Annotated in this window: 23 protein-coding genes; 9 read left to right on the plus strand and 14 right to left on the minus strand. The window is 75.4% G+C overall.

Features of this window, described 5'->3' with window-relative positions; all coding sequences use genetic code 11:
- Positions 1–129: 129 nt before the first annotated feature.
- Positions 130–1,164, plus strand: a complete 1,035-nt coding sequence (locus tag ACH5AR_RS19445) for an AMP-binding protein (RefSeq protein ID WP_396302654.1) — start codon at positions 130–132, stop codon at positions 1,162–1,164.
- Between the two features lie 72 nt (positions 1,165–1,236).
- On the opposite strand, the gene ACH5AR_RS19450 is transcribed toward ACH5AR_RS19445, so the two are convergent.
- Positions 1,237–1,650 (minus strand): hypothetical protein, encoded by a 414-nt coding sequence (locus ACH5AR_RS19450; protein ID WP_396302655.1) that lies wholly within the window; start codon positions 1,648–1,650, stop codon positions 1,237–1,239.
- Positions 1,651–1,854: 204 nt separating this feature from the next.
- On the opposite strand from ACH5AR_RS19450, the gene ACH5AR_RS19455 reads away from it, so the two are divergent.
- Complete coding sequence (locus tag ACH5AR_RS19455) at positions 1,855–2,526, plus strand: hypothetical protein (RefSeq protein ID WP_396302656.1); 672 nt, start codon at positions 1,855–1,857, stop codon at positions 2,524–2,526.
- 24 nt (positions 2,527–2,550) lie between these two features.
- On the opposite strand, the gene ACH5AR_RS19460 is transcribed toward ACH5AR_RS19455, so the two are convergent.
- The 3 genes from ACH5AR_RS19460 to asnB all read right to left on the minus strand — a co-directional run bounded on the left by ACH5AR_RS19460 (position 2,551) and on the right by asnB (position 7,385).
- Positions 2,551–3,990, minus strand: a complete 1,440-nt coding sequence (locus ACH5AR_RS19460) for a pyridoxal phosphate-dependent decarboxylase family protein (protein ID WP_396302657.1) — start codon at positions 3,988–3,990, stop codon at positions 2,551–2,553.
- Between the two features lie 159 nt (positions 3,991–4,149).
- Positions 4,150–5,262, minus strand: a complete 1,113-nt coding sequence (locus ACH5AR_RS19465; RefSeq protein ID WP_396302658.1) for a hypothetical protein — start codon at positions 5,260–5,262, stop codon at positions 4,150–4,152.
- Between the two features lie 272 nt (positions 5,263–5,534).
- Positions 5,535–7,385 (minus strand): asparagine synthase (glutamine-hydrolyzing), encoded by a 1,851-nt coding sequence (gene asnB / locus ACH5AR_RS19470; protein WP_396302659.1) that lies wholly within the window; start codon positions 7,383–7,385, stop codon positions 5,535–5,537.
- Positions 7,386–7,600: 215 nt separating this feature from the next.
- On the opposite strand from asnB, the gene ACH5AR_RS19475 reads away from it, so the two are divergent.
- Entirely contained in the window at positions 7,601–7,876 is a 276-nt protein-coding gene (locus ACH5AR_RS19475; protein ID WP_359817625.1) for a hypothetical protein, read from the plus strand.
- Positions 7,877–8,009: 133 nt separating this feature from the next.
- On the plus strand, positions 8,010–9,836 hold the full coding sequence (gene glmS / locus ACH5AR_RS19480; RefSeq protein ID WP_396302660.1) for a glutamine--fructose-6-phosphate transaminase (isomerizing): 1,827 nt from the start codon (positions 8,010–8,012) through the stop codon (positions 9,834–9,836).
- 88 nt (positions 9,837–9,924) lie between these two features.
- Here the strand turns inward: glmS and ACH5AR_RS19485 are convergent, their stop codons facing one another.
- The 3 genes from ACH5AR_RS19485 to ACH5AR_RS19495 form a co-directional block, all read right to left on the minus strand.
- Positions 9,925–10,836: a glutaminase gene (locus tag ACH5AR_RS19485; protein WP_396302746.1), complete on the minus strand. Its 912-nt coding sequence runs from the start codon at positions 10,834–10,836 to the stop codon at positions 9,925–9,927.
- 177 nt (positions 10,837–11,013) lie between these two features.
- Positions 11,014–11,712, minus strand: a complete 699-nt coding sequence (locus tag ACH5AR_RS19490; RefSeq protein WP_396302661.1) for a DUF3152 domain-containing protein — start codon at positions 11,710–11,712, stop codon at positions 11,014–11,016.
- A complete protein-coding gene (locus tag ACH5AR_RS19495) occupies positions 11,709–11,855 on the minus strand; it encodes a hypothetical protein (RefSeq protein WP_396302662.1) in 147 nt (48 codons plus the stop codon). Before ACH5AR_RS19495 ends, ACH5AR_RS19490 begins: the two co-directional genes overlap by 4 nt.
- A gap of 293 nt (positions 11,856–12,148) precedes the next feature.
- Here ACH5AR_RS19495 and ACH5AR_RS19500 point away from each other — a divergent pair, with 293 nt between their 5' ends.
- A complete protein-coding gene (locus ACH5AR_RS19500) occupies positions 12,149–12,364 on the plus strand; it encodes a heavy-metal-associated domain-containing protein (protein WP_396302663.1) in 216 nt (71 codons plus the stop codon).
- 91 nt (positions 12,365–12,455) lie between these two features.
- Here the strand turns inward: ACH5AR_RS19500 and ACH5AR_RS19505 are convergent, their stop codons facing one another.
- On the minus strand, positions 12,456–13,022 hold the full coding sequence (locus ACH5AR_RS19505; RefSeq protein WP_396302664.1) for a DinB family protein: 567 nt from the start codon (positions 13,020–13,022) through the stop codon (positions 12,456–12,458).
- Between the two features lie 98 nt (positions 13,023–13,120).
- Here ACH5AR_RS19505 and ACH5AR_RS19510 point away from each other — a divergent pair, with 98 nt between their 5' ends.
- The gene (locus ACH5AR_RS19510; protein WP_396302665.1) at positions 13,121–14,083 is read left to right on the plus strand and encodes a helix-turn-helix transcriptional regulator; all 963 of its coding nucleotides are present in this window, start codon (positions 13,121–13,123) and stop codon (positions 14,081–14,083) included.
- Positions 14,084–14,261: 178 nt separating this feature from the next.
- Complete coding sequence (locus tag ACH5AR_RS19515) at positions 14,262–16,892, plus strand: PKD domain-containing protein (RefSeq protein WP_396302666.1); 2,631 nt, start codon at positions 14,262–14,264, stop codon at positions 16,890–16,892.
- 460 nt (positions 16,893–17,352) lie between these two features.
- Here the strand turns inward: ACH5AR_RS19515 and ACH5AR_RS19520 are convergent, their stop codons facing one another.
- The gene (locus tag ACH5AR_RS19520; protein ID WP_396302667.1) at positions 17,353–18,273 is read right to left on the minus strand and encodes a LysR family transcriptional regulator; all 921 of its coding nucleotides are present in this window, start codon (positions 18,271–18,273) and stop codon (positions 17,353–17,355) included.
- Between the two features lie 223 nt (positions 18,274–18,496).
- Between ACH5AR_RS19520 and ACH5AR_RS19525 the strand changes: the two genes are divergently transcribed.
- Positions 18,497–19,063 (plus strand): SRPBCC family protein, encoded by a 567-nt coding sequence (locus ACH5AR_RS19525; RefSeq protein ID WP_396302668.1) that lies wholly within the window; start codon positions 18,497–18,499, stop codon positions 19,061–19,063.
- A 68-nt stretch (positions 19,064–19,131) separates the two neighbouring features.
- Here ACH5AR_RS19525 and ACH5AR_RS19530 read toward each other — a convergent pair whose 3' ends face one another.
- Both ACH5AR_RS19530 and ACH5AR_RS19535 read right to left on the minus strand, forming a co-directional pair.
- Positions 19,132–19,779, minus strand: a complete 648-nt coding sequence (locus ACH5AR_RS19530) for an ankyrin repeat domain-containing protein (protein WP_396302669.1) — start codon at positions 19,777–19,779, stop codon at positions 19,132–19,134.
- Positions 19,780–19,960: 181 nt separating this feature from the next.
- Positions 19,961–20,452, minus strand: a complete 492-nt coding sequence (locus tag ACH5AR_RS19535; RefSeq protein WP_396302670.1) for an HPP family protein — start codon at positions 20,450–20,452, stop codon at positions 19,961–19,963.
- A gap of 141 nt (positions 20,453–20,593) precedes the next feature.
- On the opposite strand from ACH5AR_RS19535, the gene ACH5AR_RS19540 reads away from it, so the two are divergent.
- Complete coding sequence (locus tag ACH5AR_RS19540; RefSeq protein WP_396302671.1) at positions 20,594–21,811, plus strand: amidohydrolase; 1,218 nt, start codon at positions 20,594–20,596, stop codon at positions 21,809–21,811.
- Here ACH5AR_RS19540 and ACH5AR_RS19545 read toward each other — a convergent pair.
- From ACH5AR_RS19545 to ACH5AR_RS19555, 3 genes are read right to left on the minus strand one after another with little or no spacing between them, the layout of a single operon-like run.
- The gene (locus tag ACH5AR_RS19545) at positions 21,801–22,364 is read right to left on the minus strand and encodes an erythromycin esterase family protein (protein ID WP_396302672.1); all 564 of its coding nucleotides are present in this window, start codon (positions 22,362–22,364) and stop codon (positions 21,801–21,803) included. The genes ACH5AR_RS19540 and ACH5AR_RS19545 overlap by 11 nt on opposite strands.
- On the minus strand, positions 22,357–22,929 hold the full coding sequence (locus ACH5AR_RS19550) for an erythromycin esterase family protein (RefSeq protein WP_396302673.1): 573 nt from the start codon (positions 22,927–22,929) through the stop codon (positions 22,357–22,359). The genes ACH5AR_RS19545 and ACH5AR_RS19550 overlap by 8 nt, the downstream gene beginning before the upstream one ends.
- A complete protein-coding gene (locus ACH5AR_RS19555; RefSeq protein ID WP_396302674.1) occupies positions 22,860–23,333 on the minus strand; it encodes a hypothetical protein in 474 nt (157 codons plus the stop codon). Before ACH5AR_RS19555 ends, ACH5AR_RS19550 begins: the two co-directional genes overlap by 70 nt.
- Positions 23,334–23,481: the final 148 nt, after the last annotated feature.

Below are 23,481 nucleotides of genomic sequence, written 5' to 3' on the forward strand. Positions count from 1 at the left end.
CCGGGGCGCGGCCGGGCGGCGTGGGACAGCACGGGCCCCGGCCCGGGACGGCGGCGCGGCCGGCCGGGGACGGCACCGGCACAGGTCACGGCCGGTGCCTCGGGCGGCCGGGACGGCGGGCGGCCGACGGTGGGGGAGTCACCGGCGCTCCTGGCGAGCAGGAGGCCGGGCCCGTACGTCCACGCACCGGAGGCCTCTCCCCTGCGCAAGACCCCGTCAGTCCTCCCTACCCCCGACACCACCCGCACCTCCGGTGCCCCCGGCACCACCACCCCCGCCCTCCCGCACGCCCGCCGCGCCCCGGCCGGCACCGCGCTCACCGGGCTGCTCGACCGGCAGGCGCGCACCCGGCCCGACGCCCCGGGCGTCCTCGGCGAGGGCGGCGGCCTCTCCTTCCGGGAGCCGGCCGCGGCCGCCCGCCGGCTCGCCGCGCGGCTGCGCCCGCTGGGCGCCGTTCCGGACGGCCGCGTCGGCCTGTACGTCGAGCCCTCCGTCGAGTTGGTCGCCGGGGCCCGGGGCGTGCTGTACGCCGGGGCCGCCTACCCGCCGCTGTCGCCCGAGTACCCGCAGGAGCGGCTCCGCTTACAGGTCAAGGACAGCGGGACCCGGGTCGTGCCGACCCAGGCGCACCTGCGCGACCGGCCGGCCGCGCTGGTCCCGTCCGGGGCCGAGCTCGTCACCCTCGACGACGCCCCGCCGCCGGAGGAGGAGGCTGCGGAGGAGGAGGAGCCCGTCGAACCGGATTCGCCGGCCTACGTGATCTACACCTCGGGCAGCACCGGCCGGCCCAAGGGCGCGAGCTGGCCGCCGCGATCCGGGAGGCGGAGCGGGGCACGGGCGCCCGGTGAGGCGGACACGCTCACGGACGGCCCAGGATCCGTGAGCGGGGGAGCCCCTGCGGATAGGGATGGCTCGGCTCTCCGCCGAACCGATCCGACCCGAAGGGGCTTCCCGATGTCCGTCAAGAACTCCGCAGTGGCCGCGGCCTGCTGCGCCCTGCTGCTCGCCCTCCCGCTCGCCCTCGCCCAGCCGGCCGTCGCCGACGGCCCCGCGACGGCCGAGGAGGCCGCCACCTGCCAGGCCGTCACCAGCGCGCTGCTCGGCGGCTTCGGCGCCGTGCTCGGCAACGCGGTGTGCGTGGTGCGGCCGGCCGACCGGGGCTGACCCGGGCCCGCACCGGCGGCGGGGACGGCCCTCGGGCCCCTGCCGCCGGGGCGGGGCGGCTGCCCGAGCCGGTCAGGCGATCCGGGTCGGGCAGCCCTCGACGGTGTGGCCGGTGGTGGTCAGCAGCGCCGTCAGGGCGGTCGGGGTCACCGAGCGCTCGGTGCGGAGGAAGAGCTCCTCGGGGTGGAGCGAGAGCAGGGTGATCCGGTGGTCGGCGAGGGTCGCCGGGGTGTGCGCGAGCGCCGTGGTGCGGACCCGCCAGAGGGTCGTCGGGGGCGGGGCATGCGGGGACCACCAGCTGTGCAGCAGCGCGGTGGCGAGCAGGGCGAGCGCGGAGGTGCCCAGGACGACCGGTCCGTCCGGGCCGTCGACGACGAGCTTGGCGACGAGGTCGGCGGCGGTGACGGAGAGGAAGACGGCGGCGAGTTCGACGGCGTCGCGGCGCCATTGGTGGGCACGGCGGCGGGAGGGCTTCGGGTGCTCCATGGCCTCCACCGTGCCCGAACGGTGTTTCCCGGCCGAGAACCGGCCGTCACCTGCCGGTTAAGGTCCGCCGGCGCGTGTTACGGCCGGCATGGACCCGCCCGGCGAAGGGGCCGGCGCCGGAACTCCGGTGCGTGGTCGAGGCGTCGTGCCATACCATCCGTCAATTCGACCAGCGCATGGCCATACGAGAGTGAGACGCGCGGCATGGAACCCGAGCAGTCCCCGGAGCGGCCCGGCGGCCTCCGGGCGATCTGGGCGAACACCCTGGAACCGGTGGCTCCCCTGCCCTGGTACCGCCGGGTGTCCCCGAAGCCGGTGGCGGCGGCGGTGGTCCTGGTGGGCCTGGCGACCGCGCTGACCGTGGCGGCGGTGACCGGGGCGGGCGCCCCGCCGCGGCACCGGATCGTGCTCGGGGACCGGCTGGGCGACCAGGTGCGGCTCCCGGACGACGGCGACACCCTGGCCCTGCACGCCGACTACGAGCGCCGGATGACCGCCCTGCGGCCGTACCGGGAGCTGACGGTGGCGGGCTACGGCGAGGCCGGGACGACCAGGACCGCGCTGACCGTCGTCGGCCTGACCGGCAGTTACCCGGACGTCCGCCGCGAGCTGGACAAGTACTTCGGCAGGCTGGCGATGCGGGACCTGTCCGGGGACTCGGTGGTCGGGCGCCGGGACTACCCGGCCGGCCCGCTCGGCGGCGCGCTGGACTGCGCAGTGCTCGCGTACCCGGCCACCTCACAGACCACCTGCGCCTGGGCGGACGGCAGCACGGTCGGCATCGTCGTCGACGAGACGGGCGGGAGCGAGCCCGAGGAGCTGGCCCGGCGCACGCTGGACATCCGGGCCGCCGTCGAGGTCGGGGCCGAGGACTGAACGGCGGCCCGCCGGGGCCACGCCCTAGCGCAGCAGCTCGGCGGCCGCGGCCCTGACCTCGTCGAGCAGGAGGCGGAGGTCGTCCTCGGTGGTGGCGGCGTTGAGGAGGCAGGCGCGGAGCATCTCGGTGCCGTCCAGGAGGGCGCCGGTGACGAAGACCCGGCCGCGCCGCTGGACGGCGGCCGGGAGCTCGCGGTTGAGGGCGTCGCGGGCGGCCGCGTCCCGGCCCGGGGCGCGGTGCCGGAACGCCACGATCGATGTCTGCACCTCGGCGAGCAGCTCCAACTCCTCGTCTGCCACGACGAGTTCGCCGAGGCGGCGGGCCAGCGCGGTGCACCGGGCGATGTCGCGGGCGAGTCCGGCGCGGCCCCGGTGGGCAATGGTGGCCCAGACCTTGAGGGCGCGGAAGGGTCGGGTCTGCTCGGTGCCGTACTCGGAGAACCAGCCGAGCGCGCCGGCCGCCTCGTCGCGCAGGTAGGACGGGACGAGGCTGAAGGTGGCGCGCAGCTCCTCGGCGTCGCGGACCAGCGCGCAGCCGCAGTCCACCGGGACGCCCAGCCACTTGTGCGGGTCGAGGGCGAGCGAGTCGGCCCGCTCCAGGCCGGCGTAGCGGTGGGCCACGGCCGGGTCGAGCCGGCCGAAGGCGCCGTACGCGCCGTCCACGTGCAGCCACAGGCCCTGTTCCGCGCAGAGGTCGGCGATCGGGTCGAAGGCGTCCACCGCGCCGGTGCCGACGGTGCCGGCCGAGGCGACCACCAGGAAGGGCAGCAGGCCGGCCGTGCGGTCGCGCTCCACGGCCGCCCGCAGGTCGGCGGTGTCCAGCCGGCCCTCGGGGCCGGTGGCGACGGTGCGCAGCTGCCGGCTGCCGAGGCCGAGCAGCTCGGCGGCCTTGCGGACGCAGGAGTGGGTCTCGCCGGTGACGTAGCCGACCAGCGGCGGCAGGCCGGCCAGGCCCTCCTCGCGGACGTCCCGGCCGGCCCGCCGCGCGGCGCGGTCGCGGGCGGCGGCGAGGCAGACGATGGTCGCCATCGAGGTGCCGGAGGTGAGCAGGCCGCCGCCGGCCGGGTGCGGGAAGCCGACCAGCTCGGCTATCCAGCGGACCACGGCGCGCTCCAGGTGGACGTCGGCGTGGTCGCCGCCGGCCGAGCTGGGGTTCATCGCGGCGGCGGCGAGGGTGGCGAGCACCCCGGCGGGGGCGGGCGCGGAGTTCACCCAGCCGAAGAAGCGGGGGTTGCCGTTGCCCATCGGGTACGGCAGCACGTCGCGCCCGATGGCGCCGACCAGCTCGTGGAGCGGGCGGCCCTCGGCGGGCAGCGGGGCGTCGAGCAGCGTCTTGCGGGCGGTGTCGTCCATGGGCTGCCAGACCGGTCGCGCGGGCAGGTCGGCGAGGTAGTCGGAGACGAGGTCCGCGGTGGCGTGGGCGGCGGCGCGGAAGTCGGTACCGGGGGTGTCCTCGGGGGTCATGGCGTGCTCCAGGGAGGCCGGGGAGGTGCTGGGCCAGGCGCGGCATCCTTGGCGCACCCTGATCAGGCGATGATCGGGCGATCATACGCACGTGGGCCCGCGCGGTGTGGCGCGGGCCCACGTGCCGGGACCGGGGTTGGCGGGGAGGGGCCGGGAGCGTCAGTCCAGCGAGCTGGACAGGCCGCTCGCCGAGCGGCAGTAGCCCTGCATCTCCTTGTTGGTGATCTTGGCGCAGAGCCGTCCGGCCGCGCCCCCGTCGGTGTAGTTGACGGTGTAGTAGCTGACCAGGCCCTCGGCACAGGCCTTGCGCTGCCAGCCCTCGGCGGAGGTGGCGCACTGCTCGGACGCCCAGTCCTCGCGGTCCAGGTTGTACTTCATGGTGCGCGAGCCGACCCCGCGGCTGCAGTCCACCGCCCCGCCGCTGGCCTTGCCGCTCAGGCACCACTTGAGGGCCTCGGCGTAGACCTCGGGGTGGTTCGGGTAGTCGTGCGAGGACAGGAAGAAGGTCGGGGCGTAGAAGAAGCAGGCGGACTGGAACAGCGAGGGCTGGTCCTTGCACGGGTAGAGCGGGTCCTGGGCGAGCTTGTCGGCGGGCAGGTTGGCCTTGGCCAGCTCGTCCTCCTCGTCCGGGCCGAAGAGCTGCATGAACAGGCCCTCGGAGCAGCGGATCCGGTTCTGGTCGCTGGGGAACCTGTTGCACAGGTCGCGGGCCTTGGCGACGTCCTGCTTGGCGACGAACATCGTGCCGTGGCCGACGCCGTGGATGCAGGGGCCGCTGTTCTTGGGCGCGCAGAGCTTGAGCAGGTCCACCTCGGGCTGGGTCGAGGCGTTGAGCATCTCCTCGACCGCGCCGTGCAGGTAGCCGGCCGCGCAGGTCTCGTGCGGGAAGGAGATGACCTTCTGGAAGTCGGCGTTGAAGCGCTTGACCGCCGCGTGGCCGAGCTCGTGCGCGATCGGGTGGCAGAAGCGCACGGTGTACGGCTTCTCCTTGGTGATCTTGTCGAGGTCGGCCAGGGCGACGCCGGGGTCGGTGGCGTCCATCTCGGCCATCATCTTGTTGCGCAGCGTGGAGCGGGTCCACACCGCCGGGTCTCCGGTCGGGGTGGCGGAGCCGGTCGTGGCCGGCCGGGCGCCGGTGGCGGGCTCCCCGGGGGCGACGGCGGCCTGGGTGGAGGTGGCCGCCGCGGGCGACCAGTCGGTGACGGCCACCGACCCGAGGCCCAGGACGCCCAGGAGCAGGGCGGTGAGAATCGCGAAGACTCGCGGCTGCATGACGGGATCCCCCGGAGGATCGAGGTGAACGTTTCGCTCCCATCCTGACGGCACGTGAGCGGTATTCCACGTTTTCGCCCGCCAATCGGGAGGTGTCGGCGACGCTATCGCACCCTGGGACCTCCGGGCCCGGCGGGATGGTTCCGCACAATCACCCGGACGGAGTATGGGGGCGCGGACGCCGAGGCATGCGCCGTTCGGGTGGCGGCGCCTGCTCCTTGGGCTCCGCGCTCCGCCCCCGGGCTGCTCCCCGTCGGCCCCGGGCCCGGTGGTCAGAGCTCCAGCGTCACCCGGTAGTCCCTCAGCCAGGTGTCGAAGTCCAGCGCGAGGTCGACGGCCAGCCGGACGGACTGCGGGTCGGTGTCCGGGGCGAGCGCGTCGGCGAGGCGCCGGCGGTCGAGCAGGTCCAGGGCCGGAGAGGTGCCCTCGACGGCCAGCCGGGCCAGTTCGGCGCGCAGCTTCGCCGGGTAGTGGGGATCGGTGGTGACGGGGTAGGGGCTCTTCGCCCGCTCGGCGACCGCCGTCGGCAGCACGTCCCGGACGGCGGCGCGCAGCAGGCTCTTCTCCCGCCCGTCGAAGGACTTCATCGCCCACGGGGCGTTGAAGACGTACTGGACCAGCCGGTGGTCGCAGAACGGCACCCGCACCTCCAGGCCGTTGGCCATGCTCATCCGGTCCTTGCGGTCGAGCAGGATGCAGACGAAGCGGGTCAGGTTGAGGTACGAGATCTCGCGCATCCGCCGCTCCACCGGATCGGCCTGCGGCAGGTGCGGGACCTCGGCGACCGCCTCGCGGTAGCGGGCCCTGCGGTAGCCGTCCAGGTCGAGCTTGCGGAGCAGGTCGGCGTCCAGCAGGTGCTCGCGCGGGGTGGCTCCGCCGCCCGCGATGCCGGTCAGGCCGAGGGCCCAGGGGAAGTCCTCGACGGCGATGGCCGCCGGGTCGTGGAACCAGCGGTAGCCGCCGAAGAGCTCGTCCGCGGACTCGCCGGACAGCGCGACGGTGGAGTGGCGGCGCACGCCCCGGAAGAGCAGCAGCAGCGAGGTGTCCATGTCGCCGACGCCGTTGGGCAGGTCCCGGGCGCGCAGCACGACGGAGCGCCGGGACGGGTCCGTGAGGTCGGCCGCGTCCAGCTCGACGACGCTGTGGTCGGCGCCGACGTGCTCGGCGAGCATCCGGGCGAACGGGCCGTCCTGGGTCTGCCGGACGTCGTTGGCGTGGAAGGTGTCGCTCTGCCCGGCGAAGCCGACGGAGAAGGAGCGCACCGGGCCGGCCCCGGCGGCGTCCAGCGTGCGGGCGGCCAGCGCGGTGACGGCGCTGGAGTCCAGGCCGCCGGAGAGCAGCGAGCAGAGCGGGACGTCCGCCTCCAGCTGGCGGTGCACGATGTCGTCCAGCAGGGCCCGGACGGTGGCGACGGTGGCCTCCAGGCTGTCGCGGTGCTCGCGCGCCTCCAGCGCCCAGTAGCGGCGGAAGGAGAGGCCCTCGCGGCGCACCCGCACCACGTGCCCGGGCCGGACCTCGTGGATGTCCCGGTACGGTGTCACGCCCGGGGTGCGGGTGTAGCCGAGCAGTTCGCGCAGCCCGTCCAGGCCCACCACCGGACGGACGGCGGGGTGTGCGAACAGCGCCTTGACCTCGGAGCCGAAGACCACGCCGTCCGGGGTGCGGTGGTAGAAGAGGGGTTTGACGCCCATTCGGTCGCGGACCAGCAGCAGCTCCTCGCGCCGGACGTCCCAGACGCCGAAGGCGAACATGCCGTTGAGCCGTTCGGCCAGGTGCTCGCCCCACTCCAGGTAGGCGCGCAGCACGACCTCGGTGTCGCTGCGGGTGCGGAAGCGGTGCCCGGCCGCCTCCAGCTCCGCGCGCAGTTCGCGGTGGTTGTAGACCTCGCCGCTGTAGGTGAGTACGGCCAGCGTCCGGCCGTCGTGCTCGACCGTCATCGGTTGGACGCCGCCTTCGAGGTCGATCACCGCGAGCCGGCGGTGGCCGAGCGCGGCGTGCGGCTCCAGGTGGACGCCGCCGGCGTCCGGACCGCGGCGGGCCTGGGTGGCCGTCATCGCGTCGAGGACGCCTCGTTCGGCGTTGAGGTCGCGCTCGAACGCGACCCATCCGGTGATCCCGCACATCCGCAAGCCTCCGGTCTTCCGCTTCGTGTTCAGGGGGTCACGCTACGTGCGGAGTTGGTGCCGCTTCAAGGGGCTTTCGGGAAAGGGGCGAACAGGTGGCCGTTCGACGGCCGAATGTGAAGGAGGCGTGGGTGTGGTCTGAAAGTCGTAATGTCTGCCCGATTTCGGGCAGGATCCTTGGCTTCGACGGCCCGCCCGACCTAGGCTCCTCACTCGTGCCGAGCTCATCCCACCCCCACGAAGACCTCCTCGCCCACCTCACCCGGACCAGCCCGCTCGGGCCCCGGGAGGCGGCGCGGGTCGTGGCGGAGGTGCTGGCGTACTTCTCCGAGAGCACCGAGGAGTACGTGCGCCGCCGCCACACCGAGCTCCAGGCACGCGGTCTGACCAACGAGCGGATCTTCGCCCGGCTCGCCGAGGAGCTGCCGCAGCGCCGGGTCTCGGCGCCGGAGCTGTCGGCCCGCCAGCTGCGGCGGATCGTCTACGGCTGAGCCGCCGTCCCCGGCCCTGCGGGCCGCTGCCCCCGGCGTCCGGGGCCCGCCGCTGCCGGCCCTGCGGGCCGCCGCCCCCGCGCGGGAGACCCATCGCCCCGACCACCCGACGACTTCCAAGAGGAGACCACGCATGTGCGGAATCGTGGCCTACATCGGCCCCAAGGACGCGACCCCCTTCCTTTTGGAGGGGCTGGCACGGCTGGAGTACCGCGGCTACGACTCGGCCGGCGTCGCCGTCACCGGGCGCACCGGCGGGATCAAGCTCCGCAAGGTGAAGGGCCGGGTCGCCGACCTGGCCGCCGCCGTGCCGGCCCGGTTCAAGGGCACCACCGGCATCGGCCACACCCGCTGGGCCACCCACGGCGTGCCCAGCGACGCCAACGCCCACCCGCACCTGGACGGCGCCGAGCGGATCGCCGTCGTCCACAACGGCATCATCGAGAACGCCGACGAGCTGCGCGCCAAGCTCACCGCCGACGGTGCGGTGTTCCGCTCGGAGACCGACACCGAGGTGCTCGCCCACCTGGTCGCCGCCAACGTCGCCGAGGGCGTCGAGCTGGAGGACGCGGTGCGCGCCGCGCTCGGCCGGGTGGTCGGCACCTACGGCATCGCGGTGCTCGACGCCGAGCAGCCGGACCGGATCGTGGTCGCCCGCAACGGCAGCCCGATCGTGCTGGGCATCGGCGAGAAGGAGATGTTCGCCGCCTCGGACGTCTCCGCGCTGGTCCGCTACACCCGCCAGGTCGTCCACCTGGAGGACGGCGAGCTGGCCACCGTCCGGGCCGACGGCTTCCGCACCTTCACCGCGGACGCCCGCACCACGCACCGCCAGCCGTCCACCGTGGACTGGGAGGTCGACTCCTTCGACACCGGTGGCTTCGAGCACTACCTGCTCAAGGAGATCCACGAGCAGCCCGGCTCGGTCGAGCGCACCCTCAGCGGCCGGCTCGACGAGCGCTTCGCCACCGCGCACCTCGGCGGCCTCAACCTGGACGCCCGGGAGCTGCGCGAGATCCGCCGGGTGAAGATCCTCGGCTGCGGATCGGCGTACTACGCGGGCGAGATGGGCGCCCAGCTGATCGAGGAGCTGGCCCGGATCCCCGCGCACAGCGAGCCGGCCTCCGAGTTCCGCTACCGCAACCCGGTGATCGAGGCGGACACCCTGTACGTGGCGGTCAGTCAGTCCGGCGAGACCTACGACACGCTGGCCGCCGTCCAGGAGGTCAAGCGCAAGGGCGGCCGGGTGCTCGGTGTCGTCAACACCGTCGGCAGCGCCATCGCCCGGGAGTGTGACGGCGGCATCTACCTGCACGCCGGCCCGGAGGTCTCGGTCGCCTCGACCAAGGCGTTCACCTCCACCGTGGTCGCCTTCGCGCTGCTCGCCCTGCACTTCGGCCGCATCCACGACCTGTCGCCCGCCGACGGCCGCCGGATCGTCTCGGCGCTCCAGGCGCTGCCGGACCAGATCCGCGAGGTGCTGGAGCAGAGCGAGGCGATCGCCGGGCTGGCCGCCGAGTACGCCGACTCCGCGGGCATGATGTTCATCGGCCGGGTGCGCGGCTACCCGGTGGCCCGCGAGGGCGCGCAGAAGCTCAAGGAGATCTCCTACGTGCACGCCGAGGCCTACCCGGCGAGCGAGCTCAAGCACGGCCCGCTGGCGCTGATCAGCCCCGAACTGCCCACGGTGGCCCTGGTTCCGGACGACGAGCTGCTGGACAAGAACCTGACCACGCTGGGCGAGATCAAGGCCCGCTCCGGGCGGGTCATCGCGGTCGCCCACCGGCGGCCCGAGGAGAAGCTCGCGGACCACTGCATCCTGGTGCCCAAGAGCGAGCCCGAGCTGGACCCGCTGCTGCTCAACATCCCGCTCCAGCTGCTGGCCTACCACGCCGCCGTCGCCCTGGGGCGGGACGTGGACAAGCCGCGCAACCTGGCGAAGAGCGTGACGGTCGAGTAGCCGCCCCCGGCCGCCCCCGCCCCCGGGTGGAGCTCGGGCCCCGCTCGCCGTGCGGACGGCCGGGGCCCGGTCGCGGCCCCGCCGGGCCTCAGAACACCGAGCAGCCGGAGAGGGTGGTCAGGGTGTCCAGGGCGGCGACCGCGGCGACCGAGTTGCCGGCCTGGTCCAGCCGCGGGCCCCAGGCGCAGACCGCGGCGCGGCCCGGCAGTATCGCGAGGATGCCGCCGCCGACCCCGCTCTTGCCGGGCAGGCCCACGCGGAAGGCGAACTCGCCGGCGGCGTCGTAGGTGCCGCAGGTCAGCAGGACGGCGTTGACCCGCTTGGTCTCGCTGCGCGACAGCAGCCGGGTGCCGTCCGCGCGCACGCCGTAGCGGGCCAGGAAGGAGCCGGCCAGCACCAGGTCGCGGCAGCTGGTGGCGACGGCGCAGTGCGCGTAGTAGTGCTCCAGGACGGTCTCGACCGGGTTCTCCAGGTTGCCGTGGCTGGCGATGAAGTGCGCCAGCGCGGCGTTGCGGTGGCCGTGCTCGGCCTCCGAGGCGGCGACCACCGGATCGGTGTCGAGCAGCGGGTTGCCGGACTCGCGGCGCAGGAACTCCCGTACCGCCCCCGAGGCGTCGCCGGTCATGGTCTGGAGGCGGTCGGTGACGACCAGGGCGCCCGCGTTGATGAACGGGTTGCGCGGGATGCCGTGCTCGGTCTCCAGCTGCACCAGGGAGTTGAAGGGGTTGCCGGACGGCTCGCGGCCGACGCCCCGCCAGAGCGTGTCGCCGCCGTAGGCCACCGCGAGGGCGAGCGAGAACAGCTTGGAGACGCTCTGGACGGAGAACGGCTGCTCCCAGTCGCCGACGCCGTGCAGCTCCCCCTCGACGGTGGCGACGGCCATGCCGAAGGCCTCCGGGTCGGCGCTGGCGAGGGCCGGGATGTAGTCGGCGACCTTCCCCCGGCCCGCGGTCGCCCGGGCGGCCGCCTCGGCGGCCTCCAGCAGCACCGGCCAGTCCAGGACCTCCCCGGCGGGCACACCGTTCAACGCTTCTCCTCCACCGGCACCGACTGGGGCACGGCCGGGGCCGACTGCGGACACGACCGGGACCGGACGCGCGGTGCGGGTGCGTCCGGTCCGACCAGGATTATCCGGGTTCCGCGAGGCGCGCCGACACGGGGGGCGGGCCCAGGCGCGTCAGGGCGAGCCGGTGGGCGCCGTGACGGGCGGCCCGGTGAGCAGGGTGCCGGTGTCGGAGTACGGCCGGCCGTTCGGCACGCAGCCGTGCAGCCCCTTGATCTGCTGCATCATCACCGGTGCCGGGGCGCCCGGGCCGGGGCAGTCGACGTGGCCGTGGCCGAGGATGTGGCCGACCTCGTGGTTCACGGCGAGCGCGTGGTACTGCTCGGGCTCGCCCCGGTAGAACTCGGACAGCTCGGTCCACCGCTTGAGGTTGACGACCACCTGGTGGGTGACGCCGCAGTTCACCCAGCCGCCGGTGTCCAGCCCGTACTGGCCGCAGATCCGGTCGGTGGACTTCGGGGTGGCCAGGTAGACGGTGAAGTCCACCGGGTCGGCGGGCATCCGCTGGAACGAGACGTCCCCGCCGGCCGCCCAGCCGCGCCGGACGTCGCCGAGGACGGCGTCCACCTCGGCGGCGAACTGCGCCGGGCTCTCCGCGATCCCGTCCTCCACCCGCACCTTGTAGCGGTACAGGTGCTCGCCGGTGCCGAAGCGGGACGAGCCGCCGGGCGCGGTGGTGAACGCCAGCCGGTCGCCGTCCCCGTCGTCCCACGGCTGCCACCAGAGCAGCCCGGCGGTCAGCGCCGCGACCACCCCGAGGGCGGGCACGGCGTACCGGGGCCGGAGCCGGCGCAGCCGGGCGGGCGCCCTCACCGGGCCGCTCCGGCTGTTTGGCGGACGGCCCGGAGCGCGCCGAGGGCCTCGGCGCGGCGGGCGGGCCCGCCGCGCGGGGCGGCGCGGGTGGGCAGCGGGGCGGGGGTGTCCGGGCGGGTGCGGACCGGGACCGGGGTGGGCATGGCGGGGTGCTCCAGGACGGGATCGGCGGGCCGCGGCGGCCGATCGGCGGCCGGGCCGTCGCCCGGTCGTGCGAAAGGATGGTACCTGGAGGAACGGTGCGGGATGCGGGCGCGGTTCAGGACGTGGTGCGCGTCACCCGGCGCGGGCCCCGGTCGGACGGGAGGCCCGGGCGGTTCCCGGAACCGCTCGATGGTGTCACCCGGGCGGCGTGTCCCTGGGCGCCGCCCCCGGAATCGGGTGTCGTAGGGCGGGTCGAACCCGTTCCCGCCGACCTGTCACCGGAGGCACCGTCATGTCCACCACCGCTGTTTTCACCGTCGACGGCATGAGCTGCGGCCACTGCGAGAAGACGGTGAGCGCCGGGCTCGCCGTGCTGCCGGGCGTCACCGACGTCAGCGCCGACGCACCGAGCGGCCGGGTCACCGTGGCCTCCGCGCAGCCGCTGGACGAGGCGCTGGTCCGCAGCGTGGTCGACGGAGCCGGGTTCACCTTCGTCGGGCGGGCCTGACGGCGGCTCCGGGCGGAGCGGGCGGGCGCGGGCCCGGCGGCCGTCGCCGGCCGGGCCGCGGCCGCCGGTACGGCCGCGCCGCCGGCCGGGCTCAGCCCATGCTCTTCGCGCCGTCCAGGGACTCGCGGATGATGTCGGCGTGACCGGCGTGCTGCGCCGTCTCGGTGGCGATGTGCAGCAGCACCCGGCGGGCCGACCAGACGGCGTCCGGCTCGAACCAGGGGGCCTTCGGCAGCGGCTGGGTGGCGTCCAGGTCGGGGAGGGCGGCCACCAGCTCGTCGGTGCGCCGGGCCACCTCCGCGTAGGCCGCGAGCACCCCGGCCAGCGTCTCCCCGGGCAGCATCCGGAACTCGTCCGCGCGGCGGGCGAAGTCCTCCTCCGTCCAGGTGGTGAAGTCGGGCATCGCGGACGGCCCCTGCACGATGAACTCGGCCCAGAGCCGCTCGACGCTGGTCACGTGCTTGATCAGGCCGCCCAGGCACAGCTCGCTCGCACACGTCCGCAGCCCGGCCTGCTCGTCGGTGAGGTCACGGGTGGTGAAGCGCAGGAAGTGGCGCTGCTTCGCCAGGGCCGCCAGGAGGTCGGCGCGCTCGCCGGTGAGGCCGGCGGCGGTCGCGGTGGTGGGGGTGGAGGTGGTGGAGGTCGTGGAGGTGGTCATCGTCATGGCCTTTCGGTCGGTTCCTGCTCCCTCGGACAGGAACAACGCTACGGACCATTGCGGCCACTTCCTGTCCTGAATCCCGGGACAATCGACGCATGGCGAACACCAGCACCCGGACGCTGCGACTGCTCTCCCTGCTCCAGACCCACCGGTACTGGCCGGGCGGGGAACTGGCCGACCGGCTCGGCGTCTCCGCCCGCACCCTGCGCCGCGACGTCGACCGGCTGCGTGAGCTCGGCTACCCCGTGGAGGCCCGGCGCGGCGTCGACGGCGGCTACCAGCTGGCCGCGGGCGCGGCGCTGCCGCCCCTGGTGATCGACGACGAGGAGGCGGTGGCCCTCGCGGTCGGCCTCCGGGCCGCCGCCGAGAGCCCGGTGGAGGGGATCGCCGAGGCCTCGGTGCGGGTGCTGGCCAAGGTCGTCCAGGTGATGCCCGCCCGGCTGCGCCGACGCGTCGAGGCGCTGCGCTCGGCGACCGTCCCGGTGGACTGGGGGGCGCGGGCGGACTCGGCCGTCGACCCGGACGTCCTGACGGTGCTGGCGCTGGCGTGCCGGGACGGCGAGCGGGTGCGGTTCGCGTACACGGCCGCGGACGGGCGCGGCACCGACCGGCACGTCGAGCCACATCGGCTGGTCCCGCTGTACCGCCGCTGGTACCTGGTCGCGTACGACCTCGACCGGGCCGACTGGCGCAGCTTCCGCCTCGACCGCCTCACCGCCCCGTCCGGCAGCGGTACCCGCTTCGCCCCGCGGACCCTCCCGGCCGCCGACGCCGTGCAGTTCGTCCGCGCCGGCCTCCACGGCATGCCCCGTCCGCACCGGGTGGAGGCGCTGGTCGAGGCGCCGGCCGAGGAGGTCCGCGCCCGGCTGGGCCGGTGGGCCACCGTGGAACCCGTCACCCCGGACCGCTGCCGGCTGCGGATGACGGCCGACTCCCTCGACTGGCCCGCCATGGCCCTCGGCTCGCTGGGGGCGGAGTTCCGGGTCCTCGCGCCGGACGCCCTGAACACCCTCCTGCGGGACTGGGGCACCCGTTTCGCCCGGGCGACGGCGCAGTAGGCGCGCAGGCGCGGCCGTCGGGGGCGGCGCGGCCCGGCAGCGTCGGGGGAGGGCGGTGATCACCGCCGTCGGGGCACTCGCCATAATCGGTCTGCCTGCGAATCACGCGGGCTGACCACCCGACGGGCCCGCGTGCCCACGCGGGGTCAGACTCCTGTCCCACCCGGAGAACCACACCGTGCGCCCCAACCGCGCCAAGGGCCTGCTCGCCGCAGGCCTCGTCACCGTGCTCGGCAGCCTGCCCACCGCCGCCACGCCGGCTTCCGCCGCGACCACCGGTCCCACCGAGGAGACCCCGGGGGTGCTGAGGGTCGACGGCGGGAGCCCGGCGTGCTCCGACTCGGGCACGGGGACGGCGGCCACGCCGTTCTGCTCCGTCGACGCGGCCTCCAGGGCGGCGCTGCCGGGCCAGACCGTCGACGTGGTCCGGACGGCCTACGGCGCCGCCAGTACCGTCACCGGCTCCGGCCAGCCCGGCAAGCCCATCACCGTCAAGGGCGTGGTGGGCGACCTGAAGCTGTCCGGTGTGCACGACGTCGTCCTGCGGCGGATGAGCGCACGGGAGATCACGGTCACCGGCTCCAGCCGGGTCACGGTGGTCCGCACCGGGGTGTCCGGGATCAAGGTCACCGACTCGCCCGGGACGACGCTCACCAACAACACGGTGGCCGACGGCTGCACGGCCGGCATCGAGCTGGCCGGCGACTCCTCCGGCTCCAACCTCTTCAACAACCTGGTGCGCGGCCACTTCTCGCCCGCCGCTCCGTACACCTGCCCGAACCCGGCCGGTGCGGAGATCGTGGTCTCCGCCCTCTCGGCGAAGGACACCCGGGCCGGCTACAACACCACCGCGCCGTACTGGACGAACTTCAGCAACGGCACGCCGTACCTGTGGGCGGGCACCCGGTACCAGACGCCCGAGGAGCTCGCGGCCGCGACGGACGGCCGGGCAGGCGGGCACGACTACGTGGTGACGCGCTGGACGGACGGCTCGGCGACGAACAGCGAGGTGGTCGACTCCGCGGACGAGACCGCGCCCGGCTTCCTCCCGGCCGCGCACCCGGCCGACGACCCGGGGCGGCCGAACCTCGGCACCGGCCTCGGCTACCACGACCGCGGGGCGACGGAGCGCCAGGAGCCGATCACGACGGCCCAGCTCTCGGCCGACCAGCAGCAGGCCCCGTACGGCACCGAGATCACGCTGACGGCGACGACCGGCAGCGAGGACTACCACTGGCCGACCTCCGTGATGTCCTACCGCTACGACTTCGGCGACGGCACCCCCGAGGTCACCTCCGGCTCCCGGGTCGTCAAGCACACCTACACCAAGGCCGGCACCTTCTACGCCAACGTCACCGTGGACACCGGCGGCGGCGAGCCGTTCACCGGCCGGTACGCCGTGCAGGTGCGCAGCACGGTCCCCGGGCCGCTGACCGCCCGCGCCACCGTCCAGCAGGTCGTCCCGGACCAGTACGACACGTCCGACGCCCCGCCGCTGGGCGTGCGGCTCGACCCGTCGGCGACCTCCTCGCCGTGGCCGGTCTCCACGGTCGTGGTGGACTACGGCGACGGGACCGCGGCCGAGACCCGCACCACCCTGGACCCGGTCGTCCACGGGTACGCCTCGCCGGGCGACTACACCGTCACCGTCACCGCCACCGACACCGCGGGCCGCACCAGCACCGCCGCGTACCCGTTCCGGGCCGCGTACGCCCCGACCGGGTTCCTGCGCACCGAGCCGTACCGGCTCGCCGACACCCGCCAGGACCCGAACCTGGACCTCAGGGGCGGCGTCGAGGTGCCCTTCACCGTCCCGACCGGCAGCGCGCCCGGGGCCGACGGCGTGCCGGGGAACGTCACCACCGTCGTCCTGAACGTGACCGTCACCGACGCCACCGAGGACACCCACCTCACCGTCTGGCCGACCGGCCAGGCCCGTCCGATCACCTCGAACGTGAACGTGGCGGCCGGGCGCACCTCGTCCAACCTGGTCACCGTGCCGATCGGCGACGCCAAGCGGATCAGCACCCGGCTCAACTCCGGCCGCGCCGAGGTGATCGTCGACGTCGTCGGCTTCTACCGCCCCAACGGCGGCCACCTGTTCACCCCGCTGGCGCCGAGCCGGCTGGTGGACACCCGTGAGAGCAGCAAGCTCGGGTCGGGCGAGACGCGCGCGGTGAAGGTCGCGGGCGTCGCCGGGGTGCCGGCCGACGCCACGTCCGTGGTGATGAACCTGACCAGCACCGACACCGCCGTCGACACCCACCTGAAGGTGTTCGCGGGCGGCGGGACCAAGCCGGTCAGCTCCAACCTGAACCCGGAGCCCGGCAAGGACAAGTCCAACCAGGTCGTCGTCCCGGTCGGCCCGGACGGCACCGTCAACGTGTACAACCACAACGGCTCCACCCACGTCATCCTCGACGTCTTCGGGTACTACGCCCCGAACGGGCAGGCCAAGTTCACGCCGACCGTGCCCGTCCGCCTGACGGACACCCGCACCAGCCCGCTCGCCAAGCCCGGCCCGGACAGCACCACCGTCGTCGGCGGCATCCCGGCCGGTGCCCGGGCGGCCGTCCTCAACGTGACGTCCACCAACACCACCGACGACAGCTACCTCACGGTGCACGCCCACGGCGCCCCGCGCCCCGGCACCAGCAACCTCAACCTGCTGGCCGGCCAGACGGTGCCGAACCACGTCACCACCCCGGTCAGCGCGGACGGCAAGGTCGACATCTACAACCACCTCGGCAGCACCGACATCATCGCCGACCTGTTCGGCTACTACACGGACGCCTGGCCGAGGTCCTGACGCGCCCCGTGCCCCCGCCCCGGCGCCCGGGGGGGCCCCCCCCCCCCCGGGGGGCCCCCCCCCCCGGGGCCCCGGGGGCGCCCCCCCGGGGGGCGGGGGGGGCGGGGGGCCCCCCCCCCCCGGGGGCCGCGCCCCCCCCCCAACCCGCCCCCCCGTGCGCCCCACCCCCCCCCCCCCGCGCCCGGGCCCGCCCGCCCCCCCGCCCCCCCCCCCCGCCCCCGCGCCCCCCCCCCCGCGCGGGGGCGCCCCGCCGGCGGCGTCCCGGGGAGCGCTCCGCGCTGTGCCGGTCGGTACGTGCGCTCCCGCTGCGCCGGGGTGAGCACCCAGCCGAGCGGGTTGTGGACGGTCGGCTGGGTGTACACGGCCCGCACCGGCCACGCGGCCGGTACACCTGCCGGGGCTTCAGGGAGCTCGGGCGCAGCTGCTCGTTCTCCGGCCGCTGACCCGCCGGGGCCGCGGGTCAGGCCGTCCGCGGCCCGTCCGGCGGCCGGGTGCCGCGGCCCACGTGGGCGGCGACGGTGTCCGCGAAGGCGCGGGCGAGCGGGCCGAGCCTCTCCCAGTCCCGGACGGCCCACCCGGCGGTGAGGGCGGGCAGGTCGGGCAGCGGGAGCAGCCGCAGGCCGGGATGGCCGGGGCCCTGCCACTGGGGCAGGGCGGGCACGACGGCGTGGCCGAGGCCGAGTTCGGCGAGCAGGATCGCGGTGTCCCAGTCCGCGACGCTGGTGTCGAAGACCGGCCGGATGCCCGACGTCCCGAGCCAGGCCTCGACCTGGGAGCGCGAGACGGAGTTCTGCGGCAGCCCGATCAGCCGGGCCTCCCGGAGGTCGGCGGGCGAGAGCCGGGACCGGGCGGTGAGCGGGTCGCCGGCCGCGACCGCGAGCACCCAGGGCAGCTCGACCACCGGCTGCTGGTCGATGCCCCGGGCCGGGACGCCGAGGGTGATCCAGGCGAGATCGGCCCGGCCGGCGTTGAGCGACTCCAGGCAGCTGCGGCTGGACACCTCGGTCTGGAACTCCAGGCTGACCCGCGGGAAGCGCCGCCGGAAGTCCACCACGGCCGCGGACATGAAGTGCCGGATGCTGGTGGCCCCGGTGGTGATCCGCACCGATCCGCCCTCGCCGCGGGCGAGTTCGGCGATCCGGAGCAGCGCGTGGTCGATGCCGCCGAGGCCGGTGGTGACCGCCGCGCGCAGCAGGTTCCCCGCAGCTGTCGGGACGACACCGCGCGGCTGGCGCTCGACCAGGGCGAGGCCGACCTCCCGTTCGAGCCGCTTCACGTGCTGGCTGACGGCGGACTGGGTGCAGTTCAGCTCGCGGGCGACGGCGCTCAGCGAGCCGGCCCGGCACACCGCGGCGAAGACACGGAGGTCGTCAAGGGTCACGCAGACCCAAGGTACAGCTTGGGGATACCCCAGTAAATCGGCGGATTGACTTGGGTGTTCCCCAGGATCGATCATCGATCCAGGGCCCAGGGCGGCAACCCGCCCGCTGCCTCCGCCGACGTTCCGGACGTTGTCGCGGGGGCACGGGCGGGTGTCGACCCGCATCGATCAGCAGGCGTACGGACCACCAGGCGTGGTGACAGGACGACAGGGGGGAACGGGCGTGCGGTACGCCGACGGGCCGGAAGCACGGTGCGAGGTGTTCGTCGCCGCGCCGGTGGAGCGGGTGTGGGAACTGGTGACGGACATCGCCCTGCCCGCCCGGCTCAGCCCGGAACTGCGGCGCGTCGCCTGGCTGGACGGTGCGGACGGCCCCGCGGTGGGCGCCCGTTTCGAGGGCCACAACAGCCGCGCGGGCATGCCCGACTGGCGGACGGTCTCCGAGGTCACCGAGCTGACCGAGGCGTCGGCGCCGCCCGCGCCCGACGGCCGTCGGGTCTTCGCCTGGGGCGTGATGGACGCGGACGGCCGCTACGGCGAACCGACGTCCGACCTCGCCGGGGCGCTGGCCCGGTGGCGCTTCGAGGTGACCCCCGAGGACGGCGGCACCCGGCTGCGCCAGTCGGTGGTGATCGGCCCGGGCCGCAGCGGCGCCAGCCTGGCCATCGACGCCCGGCCGGAGCTGGAGGAACGGATCGTCGACTTCCGTCTGAACGAGCTGCGCACCGGCATGGGCGCCACCCTGGAGGGCCTCAAGTCCCTGGCCGAGCAGGCCGAGCAGACCGAGTAGCGACCGGGCGTGCCGCGGGCCGTGGCTCCGCTCGGACGGCCGGGGCCCGCCGGACCGCCCGGACGGCTTCAGCGGGTGCCGTCCGGAGCACCGGCGCGGGCCCGGTGCTCGGCTGCGCGCAGGGCGTCGGCGATGGCGCGGAAGCCGCGCTGCTCGGCGTGCGAGCGGGCGCTCACGCCGTCGGCGTCGGCGAGGTGCGGGTCGGCGCCGTGGGCGAGCAGGACGTCGACGATCTCCTGGTGGGCCGGGCCGCCGTCGCCGAGGAGGACGGCTTCCAGCAGGGCCGTCCAGCCGAGGTCGTTGACGTGGTCGACGTCGATGGCGGTCTCGGTGAGGACCGCGCGGACGTAGGCGACGTGGCCGCGTTCGGCCGCCGGGATCAGGGACACCCCGCCGTAGCGGTTGCGGCGGGCGAGGTCGGGGCCGCCGGGGAGCAGGGCGCGCAGCATCGGGACGCTGCCGGTGATGCCGGTGACCAGCCAGGGGCTGTTCAGCCGGGTGTCCTGCGCGTTGACGTCCGCACCGGCCCCGACCAGCAGGCGGGCCACGGCGACCCGGTCGGCGAAGGCGGCCCGCAGCAGCGGCGTGCGGCCCTCGGCGTCTCGGGCCTCGATGTCGGCGCCCGCCGTCAGGGCCGCGCGGACGGCGTCGGGGTCGCCGCGGTGGGCGGCGTCCAGCAGGGCCTGGTCGGCGGGGGAGAGCGGGCGGGCGGCCATGGCGGGAACTCCTCTGCGGGGCGGACGGCGGCGTGACGGCTCCCAGCCTGCCCGCCCGGGGGCCGGAGCGCGTCGGCCGGGCGGTCGGCGTCGCGGGCCGGAACGGATGACGGCCGGGTCGTCCGATCGGATGACCCGGCCGTCGGGGGCCGGCCGCAGAGTGGAACGCGGGGCGCGACCGCTACCAGGACACCGGGTAGCGGACCGGGTGCCCGCCTATCCGGCCGGGCAGCAGGCCGATGGCGACCAGCAGCACGGTGGCCAGCACGAGCAGCGGGAGGAAGGGCACGGGGTGCGGCGGCTGCAGGACCACGACCACGGCGGTGGCCACCGCGGGGGAGTGCGAGAGGTGGGTGAGCATCATCGCGCCCAGCGACAGCCCGGCGGCCACGGCCGCACCCCAGGCGGTGCTGCCGGTCACCGCCAGGGTGGCGAAGCCGACCAGGGCCGACAGCAGCTGACCGCCGATCAGGTTGCGCGGCTGCGAGATCGGCAGCGCGGGCGCGCCGTGCACCAGTGCGGCGCTGGCGGCCAGCGGCGGGATCAGCAGGGGCTGGTCGAGCAGGACGCCCACTCCGACGAGCAGGAGCAGGGTGCCGATGGCGAAGACGGTGGCCCGCAGGGCGTGCAGCGGGTGCGGTCTCGGCGTGGCGGCGGGCGGTGGCGTGGGCATGCGTGAGCGACTCCGGACAGGGAACGGGGACCCGGAGATGATAAACAGACTGTTGAAGAAAGGTAGGACGTTTTGCCTGTCAGACACCATCCGTCCGCGGAGCGAGACCGCCTCGCCCGCCGGAGTGAGAGCGAGCAGCCGGTGACCACGCCCTCCGTGACCGTCTTCCGGGACGTCCGCCCGCACGGCGCGGACCGGGTCGTCGACCTGGTCTCGGTGGACGGCCTGCTGGCCGAGCGGGTGCCGGACGGGACGGTGCCGGAAGTGGTCGAGGGCGGCGGCCGGATCGCGCTGCCCACCCTGGTGGACGCGCACATCCACCCCGACAAGACCACCTGGGGCGAGCCCTGGTACAGCCGGCGCCCGGCGGCCTCGCTGCCCGAGTACGTGCAGGGCGACGTCGACCTGTACCGGCACCAGCGCACCCCGCTCGCGGACCGGGCCCACCGGCTGCTGAGCCACGCCGTGGCGTGCGGCACCCGCGCCGTGCGGGCGCACGTGGACGTCGCCCCCGCGTACGGGCTGGCCGGGGTGACCGGGCTCGCCGAGGCGCGCGAGCGGCTGGCCGGCGCGCTGGACGTCCAGCTGGTGGCCTTCCCGCAGCACGGGGTGCGGCGGATGCCCGGCGCGGGCGCGCTGCTCGCGCAGGCCGCGGCGAGCGGGCTGGTCGACGCCGTCGGCGGGATCGACCCGGCGGGATTCGACGGCGCCGCGGCCGACGGCTCCGACGGCGAGGGGCCCGCCCAGCTGGAGCTGGTGTTCGGCCTGGCCGAGCAGCACGGGCTGCGCCTCGACATCCACCTGCACGACCGGGGTGAGCGCGGCCTCGGCCCGCTGCGCGACATCGCCGCCCGGACCAGGGCGGCCAAACTGGCCGGGCGGGTGGTCGTCAGCCACGCGTTCTGCGTCCCCGAGCTGACCGGCGCCTCGCTCGCCGACCTCGCCGCCGAGCTGGCCGAGTCCGGCGTCGGCCTCACCACCGTGGCGCCCTCGGCCCACCAGGTGCTGCCGTTCCGCGCGCTGCGGGCGCACGGCGTGCGGGTCGGGCTGGGCTCGGACGGCGTGCGCGACTCCTGGAGCCCGTACGGCAACGCCGACATGCTGCACCGTGCCCACCTGCTCGGGTGGACCACGGACGCCCGCACCGACGAGCAGCTGGCCGACTGCTTCGCCCTGGCGGCCGACGGCGGCGCCGGACTGCTGGACCTGCCGGCCGCCACCCTGGAGCCGGGCTCGCCCGCCGACTTCATGCTGGTGACGGGCGAGTGCCTGCCGCAGGTGGTGATCGACCTGCCGGCGCGGGAACTGGTCGTCCGCGCGGGGCGGGTGGTCGCGCGGGACGGACGGTTCACCGGCTGAGCGGCGCGGCCCCGCCCGCCGTGGCCGGGCCTCGCCCGACGGGAGGGCGGGGGAGCCGCAACGGCGGGGCAGCCGACGGTGCTCGAAGCGGGCGGGCCGGGGTGGTCGCGCGGAGGTGGACCAGCGCGTCGTAGGCCGGGCCGATCGCCAGCCTCGGCAGCGGGTCGCTGCGGAACTCCGTCCCGGCGTCGTAGGTCGGTCGGGCGGTGTCCAGCCGGGCGCGGGCGGCCGGCGGGGCGGAGCGCAGGTCGACGTCGTAGTCACGGGGACGGACCCGGTCGAGGAGGTGCTCGTTCGTGCCCGCGGTGGCCGGGGGGACGGTGACCACCTTCCAGTCGGGGGCGAACGGGGCGCCCCTGGTGAGGAACGAGCCGCGGTCGAAGGCAGCCCGCATGGCGAGGCAGCCCGCGCCGAGGTCGTCGCGCAGGTACTCGCCCTGGGGCCCGGGGTGGAGCCCCGGCCTGCTGCTGCGGTATCCGACGTGGCCGTCGTGCGCGGACGGCAGCACCTTCCCGCCGGTGCGGCGATGCCACCACAGGACGTCGTCAGCCATCGCCCGGTCGCGGAGCTCCTGCACCGCGGCCAGGTCGGCGGCGTCCTCCAGGGTCCACCGCGCTGAAGGCGAAGGTCCGGGCGATGGATGCTCCGGGCGTCCTGCACCGCCGACGCGTACGCCTCGTCGCCGCCGCCCGCGTTCCCGCGGCCGTTCCCGCCGGCGGCGGCGGTGACCAGCTCCAGCGTCCGCTGCGCCGCGGTGGCGTTGCGGCGGCGCCCGGCGAGCGGACGCTGGTGAGGTAGCCGATGGCGCCGTCGAACGGGCGCAGCCCGGCGTACAGCTGCTCCAGCTGCGGCAGCTGTACGCCGGGCGCGGCCTCGCGCACGTAGGCGGTCACCCGGTCGAAGAGCCGGTCGTCGATGGCGGGGAGGTCCAGGTCGTCGCCGACGCAGTGGACCCGGCGCCCCGGGCGGTGGCGGTTGTGGTCGCGCATCCGGTCGATCAGGTCGGCGAACTCCCGGCGCTCCCAGGGGGACCGACCCATCGCGTCCTTCACCAGCTGCCGGGCGTCGCCGCCGGTGCGGCCCTGGACGTCGTCGTCGATCCGCAGCCCCCGGACCAACTCGTCTCCAGCGCGACGGTGGTGAAGCCCTTCTCCGCGACGAGGTGGCGGAACGCCCGCTGCTTCATGGTGAAGAACTCGTGGGTGCCGTGGGTGGCCTCGCCGAGCCCCACCACCGCGGCGTCGCCGACCAGCGCGCTCAGCGGCCGCAGGTCGCCCGTCCGGCCCCCGGGCTCAGTGGACAGCAACGGGTGGGCGAGCGCGTTGAGTTCGCGGACCACGGTGGACGATCCGTCGGCGGCCCGGGCCGGGCCGCCGACTGGTCGGCGCGCGCCGCCGGGGCGAGCAGGGCGCTCGACGCGGCGGCCGCGGCGGCGGCGAGCAGGGTGCGTCGGCTGGCGGGACGGCGGCGGCCGTGACGGTGGCGGTTGGGGGCGGTGGCGGCCGTCGCTGGGTGCGGTCATGCGTGGTGCTCCTCGACTGGTGGACCCGGCCTCGGTGCGGGGGCGGTGAGGAGATCCTCGAACGCCGGGGGTGCCGGCGCCTTGAGGCAGGCCACCGGATCGGCCTGGGGCTGTGCCCCCCGGCCGATCCGGTGGCCCGGGCCGGAGG

Source organism: Kitasatospora sp. NPDC018619 (assembly GCF_044391605.1).
In the GTDB taxonomy this organism is placed as follows: Bacteria; Actinomycetota; Actinomycetes; order Streptomycetales; family Streptomycetaceae; genus Kitasatospora.

Coding starts and splice junctions, on each gene's coding strand:
- ACH5AR_RS19535 (WP_396302670.1), bottom strand. CDS start 20,452: ATGCCCACGCCACCGCCCGCCGCCACGCCGAGACCGCACCCGCTGCAC.
- ACH5AR_RS19555 (WP_396302674.1), bottom strand. CDS start 23,333: ATGACCGCACCCAGCGACGGCCGCCACCGCCCCCAACCGCCACCGTCA.
- ACH5AR_RS19510 (WP_396302665.1), top strand. CDS start 13,121: ATGGCGAACACCAGCACCCGGACGCTGCGACTGCTCTCCCTGCTCCAG.
- ACH5AR_RS19530 (WP_396302669.1), bottom strand. CDS start 19,779: ATGGCCGCCCGCCCGCTCTCCCCCGCCGACCAGGCCCTGCTGGACGCC.
- ACH5AR_RS19460 (WP_396302657.1), bottom strand. CDS start 3,990: ATGACCCCCGAGGACACCCCCGGTACCGACTTCCGCGCCGCCGCCCAC.
- ACH5AR_RS19450 (WP_396302655.1), bottom strand. CDS start 1,650: ATGGAGCACCCGAAGCCCTCCCGCCGCCGTGCCCACCAATGGCGCCGC.
- asnB (WP_396302659.1), bottom strand. CDS start 7,385: ATGTGCGGGATCACCGGATGGGTCGCGTTCGAGCGCGACCTCAACGCC.
- ACH5AR_RS19545 (WP_396302672.1), bottom strand. CDS start 22,364: ATGGCTGACGACGTCCTGTGGTGGCATCGCCGCACCGGCGGGAAGGTG.
- ACH5AR_RS19455 (WP_396302656.1), top strand. CDS start 1,855: ATGGAACCCGAGCAGTCCCCGGAGCGGCCCGGCGGCCTCCGGGCGATC.
- ACH5AR_RS19500 (WP_396302663.1), top strand. CDS start 12,149: ATGTCCACCACCGCTGTTTTCACCGTCGACGGCATGAGCTGCGGCCAC.
- ACH5AR_RS19495 (WP_396302662.1), bottom strand. CDS start 11,855: ATGCCCACCCCGGTCCCGGTCCGCACCCGCCCGGACACCCCCGCCCCG.
- ACH5AR_RS19465 (WP_396302658.1), bottom strand. CDS start 5,262: ATGCAGCCGCGAGTCTTCGCGATTCTCACCGCCCTGCTCCTGGGCGTC.
- glmS (WP_396302660.1), top strand. CDS start 8,010: ATGTGCGGAATCGTGGCCTACATCGGCCCCAAGGACGCGACCCCCTTC.
- ACH5AR_RS19505 (WP_396302664.1), bottom strand. CDS start 13,022: ATGACCACCTCCACGACCTCCACCACCTCCACCCCCACCACCGCGACC.